The sequence below is a fragment of the Aeromicrobium sp. genome, from assembly GCF_036676885.1.
Classification (GTDB): domain Bacteria; phylum Actinomycetota; class Actinomycetes; order Propionibacteriales; family Nocardioidaceae; genus Aeromicrobium.
Genome location: NZ_JAKFCB010000363.1, coordinates 1 through 4,936, shown reverse-complemented (window position 1 = coordinate 4,936; position 4,936 = coordinate 1). Strand labels below are relative to the sequence as shown.

Below are 4,936 nucleotides of genomic sequence, written 5' to 3'. Positions count from 1 at the left end.
ACGGCACGGTGTGCCCGGTCGTCCCGACACCGGTCGGCACCGGCACCCTGATCGCCGGCGGCAACTACAACGTCACCGACAACAACCGCATCTACGACAACTGGCGGTTCGGCACGATGCAGTTCTGGGTGCCGGCGCCGCTGCGCGACGAGTTCGACCCGACCAAGCTGTTCGACACCTCGCACGGCAACCAGGTCACGGACAACATCATGGGCATCAAGGCCGATGGCACGGTGCAGCACAACGGCCTCGACCACTGGTGGGACGACCAGGGCATGGGCAACTGCTGGGAGGGGAATGTCTCCTCGCGCGGCAAGGCCACCCACAACTTCCTGGTCGACCCCGGCCCGTGCTCCGGCGGCGGCTCCAAGCTGCTGCCCGGCCTGGCCGTCAAGGATGTCGGCTTCCTGACCTGCAGCCAGTACGACCGCGCCGACCCGATCTGGCGGCACCCGATCGGCTGCACGTGGTTCGACAGCCCGACGAAGCCGACCGACCAGGCGACCAGCGGGCCGCTCGCCGGGCTGCTCAGCACGCCGGAAACCAGCAGCCTGAGCTCGACCGATGATCGGGGCGGTGAGGTCGCGACCTGGCTGTCGCTGGCGCTCGTCAGCCTCGCCGGCGTCCGCCTCGTCACCCTGCGTCGCCGAGCGCGGCACTGATCGCATGCGGAAGCTGCTCGTCATCGTCCTGGTCGCGGTGGTCCTCGCGATCGGGGCCGTGCCGGCGTACGCGGCGCTGTCGGAGTCGCTGTCCAGCGACGGTCCGACCTCGGTCGACGGCACCTCGGCCACGGCGGTGTTCGAGGTCGGTGACCGGCGCATCCGCGAGGTCCGCTATGTCGACCGGGCGACGCTGACCTACTCCTTCACCCTGGTCAACGACGGCCGCCTGCCGCTGACGGTCGAGGGTCTGGCGCCGCTGCCTCGCAAGCCCACGCTGCTGGCGTACCAGAAGCTGGAGGACGCCAACGGCGATGCGGAGTTCACGATCGGGGTGGGGGACCGCACGGTCGTACGCCTGTCGATGCTGATGACGGCGTGCGAGCGGTTGTCGGCGCGGGCCGGCAGCTTCGCGACGGAGGTGAGGCTGCGCATCTCGCGGCTCGGCGTGATCGACAAGGTGGTGAAGGTCGAGCTGCCCGAGGAGATCCACACCGGCTCCGCCCGCGAGGCGCTCTGCCCCAGGTCAACCTCAGAATCCCGCCCCCCGGGCTGAGGCTCAGGAGTTGGCGATCGACTTCCAGGCATCGAGCCGATCGGCGATCAGCGCAGCGCGCTGGGCCGTGTCGCTGCCGTCCAGCGTTGCCAGGTCCGCAGGGTCAGCGCGTACGTAGACACCGGACGTCCGCAGGTTGAGCGTCGGATCGGTGGGGGACCGGGTCGTCCAGTAGCCGGCCGCGCGGTCGGCCGACTCGAGATGAATCTCGCCGACTCCCTCGAAGTACGGCGCGTTCGCCTGTCGCGGACGCTCGCCCTTGTGGAAGTAGAGGAGGCCAGAAGGATCCGTCTTCTCCTTCGACGCCTCGCTCCAATAGCGCGCCGACAGCGTGCCGTCCTCCTGCCACGCGCGGCCGTTGACCTCCAGCGCCCCGGTGCGGTCCCGCGAGATCCGCAGGAGGCTGACTGCGGATGGTTCCAGCTCGCTGCGCTCCGTCAGGGAGTACTGCCACCACAGGCCCTCGATCGCGGCGAGGCGTCCCTCGGCCTCGATCGCCTTGCGCAGCTTCTGGTTGATGGCGCGGGTCTCGGCGGGGCTCGTCGGTACGTCGTACCGGATGCAGGTCAGGCCGAGCAGATCGGTCGGCAGCTTGGCTCCGTTGGCGTGCAGGATGAACGTCCGGCGCATGCCGAGGACGCCCCCGAAGAGCCCGGCCTCGAACACCACGTTGTCCCTCGGTGACGCCTGCGCCGGCGCGGCGGGATCGGCCGCGGGTATGTCGTTGGTGGTCCAGTCGTCCTGGGCGAACACGAACGCGGCGAAGTCGACCTCGTGCGTGAGCTCGACGAGACGCTCCAGCGTCGACGTGCCGGGGTTGAAGACTGTGGTCCATGGCTCGACGTCTGCGACCTCTTCGAGGCCCCGGGTCAGGGCCTGCAGCAGCTTGGCCTGCTTGCCCGACGAGCCGAGAAAGATCCGGGGTTTCATGCCGACATCCTAGAGGCGCAGCTCGACGAGACGACGTCGTAGGAACTCCTGTTCTGTGGCGTTCTCGGTCAGGCTGATCGCCCGCTCGTACGCCTGCACGGCCTCGGCCGTACGGCCGGCCCGGCGCAACAGGTCGGCGCGGATCGCGTGGAACAGGCCGAAGCCGTCGAGGTCGAGCCCGTCCACGATGTCGAGCCCGGACGCAGGACCCTCGACCTCCGCGACGGCGACGGCACGGTTGAGCGCGGCGACCGGGCTCGGCGCGATCTGCATCAGGTGGTCGTAGATCTGCACGATCTGGGGCCAGTCGGTGTCGGCTGCCGTCGCGGCGTCGCTGTGCACCGCGGCGATCGCGGCCTGCAGTTGGTACGGCCCGGGCCGGCCGCGCCGGATGCACCGGCGTACGAGGTCCTGGCCCTCCGCGATCAGGTCCCGGTCCCACAGCGAGCGGTCCTGGTCGGCAAGCAGGACGAGCCGACCACCGGACGTACGCGCCGACCGCCGCGAGTCGTTGAGCAGCATCAGCGCGAGCAGGCCGGCGGCCTCGGGCTCGTCCGGCATCAGGGCGACGAGCAACCGGCCGAGCCGGATCGCCTCGGCGCACAGGTCCTCGCGTACGAGGTCGTCGCCCGAGCTCGCGGTGTAGCCCTCGTTGAAGATCAGGTAGACCACCGCGAGCACGCCGCGGAGCCGGTCGGGCAGGTCGGCGTCGCGGGGCACCCGGTAGGGGATGTGCGCCGCACGGATCTTGCCCTTCGCGCGTACGAGACGCTGCGCCATAGTCGGCTCCGGCACGAGGAACGCGCGGGCGATCTCCGGCGTGGTCAGCCCGCCGAGCATCCGGAGGGTCAGCGCGACGCGGGCGGCGGGGGAGAGCGCGGGGTGGCAGCACGTGAAGATGAGCCGGAGCCGGTCGTCGGACACGGGACCCTCCTCCTGCGGTTCGTCCTGCTCGAGCAGCAGTGCTGCCTGGGCGTGCTTGTCGTCGCGTGAGGCTTCGCGACGGAGCCGGTCGATCGCCCGGCGGCGGGCGGTGGTGATGATCCAGCCGCTCGGGCTCGGGGGAATGCCGTCGGCGGGCCAGCGCTCGACGGCGGTGGCGAACGCCTCCTGGACCGCGTCCTCGGCGATGTCGAGGTCACCGAAGACGCGGGCCAGGACGGCCACCGCGCGGCCGTGCTCCTCACGGAACACGCGCGCGATGCCGGCGTCGTCTGCTGTCACGTCAGTAGCGGAACGGGCGTACTTCGATCGGCAGGCCCGTCGCCTCGGCGTACTTGCCCGCCCAGGCCAGCGCCGCGTCGAGGTCGGGGGAGTCGACGATCGTGAAGCCGCCGACGTGCTCCTTGCCCTCGACGTACGGCCCGTCGGTCATCAGCGTCTCGCCGTCCTGATGGCGTACGACCGTGGTCGCGTCGGGTCCGTTGAGCCCGCCCGCGAAGACCCACTCGCCGGCGGCCTTGATCTCGTCGCTGACCGCGTTGACCTTGCGCATGACCGGCTCGAGGAACTCCGGCGGGGGAGTGAACCCCGGCTCCATCACGGGTTCGATGACGTTGAGTACGTACTGCGTCATGGTGGTGCCTCCTGGGTGTGCGGCCGGCCTGCTGCCAGCCTCTCACCACCTACACGAACGAGGTGCGCCCAAATCGACACCCGGCCACCGACTTTTGAAGCGTTGCGCATGCAAAACGCTGGATTTGGCTGCGCAACGCTTCAAAATTCGGGGGGAGGGCGTGGCGAAGCCCCGACCGTCCTGGGTTGGGCCGGGGCTTCGGTATGTGGGGTTACTCCGTGACGTCGGCGGCGTCGCTGGCCTGGATCGCCGCTTCGGCCTCGGATGTCGCGCCTTCGGTCGACAGCGCGCCGCCGGAGCTCTCCAGGTGAGCGCGGACGAACCAGTGGAACAGCTCGAGCTGGCGAGCCTGGCCGATGATCATGTCCTCGGTCATCGCGTCGATGTCCGACACGGCCTCCTGCGCCTTGCGGTGGTCGGCGATGAGCATGACGTAGACCTCGTCGAGGGCGCCGAGGTGCTCGTTGGTCGTGGCGCGGCCCAGCGAGTAGTCGTCCCAGCTTCGGCCGGCGACGACCGCGCCCGGCGTGCCCTTGGGCGAGACGCCGAGGGTCGCGATGCGCTCCGCGGTCTCGTCGACCATCGCAATGACCTCGTCGACGTGCGGGTCGATCATCTCGTGCACCGCGATGAAGTGCGGGCCGACGACGTTCCAGTGCACGTGCTTGAGCGTCAGGTGCAGGTCGATCAGCGCGTTGAGGCGGTCCTGCAGGATGTTGGCGAGCTTCTCGCCCTCGGCGGTCGTGAGTCCTGGAATCGTGTACTTGGGGGCTGAAGTAGGCATGCTCATGGCCTACCCATCGAAGGGGATCTCACACGTCGGCATACCTTGTTCTCCATGGCTTTGATCGTGTGTCCTCTGTGTGTCCGCGAGGACGATGTCGTCGTCCTGCGCACCCTGCCCGACGGGCGCAAGGAGGTCGAGTGCACCGACTGCAAGTTCACGTTCCCGTACGGCTCGCCGACGCCGGAGCCCAAGCCGGTGGCCCGCAAGAGCACGCCCAGGAAGCCGGCCGCCACGGTCGTGGCGCCGCGGCCCATCGCGTACGTCGTCCCGCAGTTCCCGAAGGCCGCGGACGTCGAGCCGGCCGCCCTGGAGCGCGCCGAGGCGCTCAAGCAGGAGTTCCTGGCGACCGCGTACGAGCCTGACCCGCTGGTGGCCCGGCACTGGGCGAAGTTCAGGTGGGTCTTCTCCGCCGACGGCCTCGACAA

Annotated in this window: 7 protein-coding genes; 3 read left to right on the top strand and 4 right to left on the bottom strand. The window is 69.7% G+C overall.

Annotation, left to right across the window (positions count from 1 at the left end; translation table 11 throughout):
• The coding region (locus V6M46_RS17255) for a hypothetical protein (RefSeq protein ID WP_332667339.1) at positions 1-662 on the top strand (662 nt) is incomplete at its 5' end.
• Positions 663-666: 4 nt separating this feature from the next.
• Entirely contained in the window at positions 667-1,218 is a 552-nt protein-coding gene (locus V6M46_RS17250; RefSeq protein ID WP_332667337.1) for a hypothetical protein, read from the top strand.
• Between the two features lie 3 nt (positions 1,219-1,221).
• Here V6M46_RS17250 and V6M46_RS17245 read toward each other — a convergent pair whose 3' ends face one another.
• The 4 genes from V6M46_RS17245 to V6M46_RS17230 all read right to left on the bottom strand — a co-directional run bounded on the left by V6M46_RS17245 (position 1,222) and on the right by V6M46_RS17230 (position 4,508).
• Positions 1,222-2,148: a TIR domain-containing protein gene (locus V6M46_RS17245; protein WP_332667334.1), complete on the bottom strand. Its 927-nt coding sequence runs from the start codon at positions 2,146-2,148 to the stop codon at positions 1,222-1,224.
• 9 nt (positions 2,149-2,157) lie between these two features.
• On the bottom strand, positions 2,158-3,372 hold the full coding sequence (locus tag V6M46_RS17240; RefSeq protein WP_332667332.1) for an RNA polymerase sigma factor: 1,215 nt from the start codon (positions 3,370-3,372) through the stop codon (positions 2,158-2,160).
• 1 nt (position 3,373) lies between these two features.
• Positions 3,374-3,724, bottom strand: a complete 351-nt coding sequence (locus V6M46_RS17235) for a YciI family protein (protein WP_332667330.1) — start codon at positions 3,722-3,724, stop codon at positions 3,374-3,376.
• A gap of 211 nt (positions 3,725-3,935) precedes the next feature.
• A complete protein-coding gene (locus V6M46_RS17230) occupies positions 3,936-4,508 on the bottom strand; it encodes a Dps family protein (RefSeq protein ID WP_332667328.1) in 573 nt (190 codons plus the stop codon).
• Between the two features lie 54 nt (positions 4,509-4,562).
• On the opposite strand from V6M46_RS17230, the gene V6M46_RS17225 reads away from it, so the two are divergent.
• On the top strand, positions 4,563-4,936 hold a 374-nt coding region (locus tag V6M46_RS17225), incomplete at its 3' end, for a hypothetical protein (protein ID WP_332667326.1).

Coding starts and splice junctions, on each gene's coding strand:
- V6M46_RS17250 (WP_332667337.1), top strand. CDS start 667: ATGCGGAAGCTGCTCGTCATCGTCCTGGTCGCGGTGGTCCTCGCGATC.
- V6M46_RS17245 (WP_332667334.1), bottom strand. CDS start 2,148: ATGAAACCCCGGATCTTTCTCGGCTCGTCGGGCAAGCAGGCCAAGCTG.
- V6M46_RS17235 (WP_332667330.1), bottom strand. CDS start 3,724: ATGACGCAGTACGTACTCAACGTCATCGAACCCGTGATGGAGCCGGGG.
- V6M46_RS17230 (WP_332667328.1), bottom strand. CDS start 4,508: ATGCCTACTTCAGCCCCCAAGTACACGATTCCAGGACTCACGACCGCC.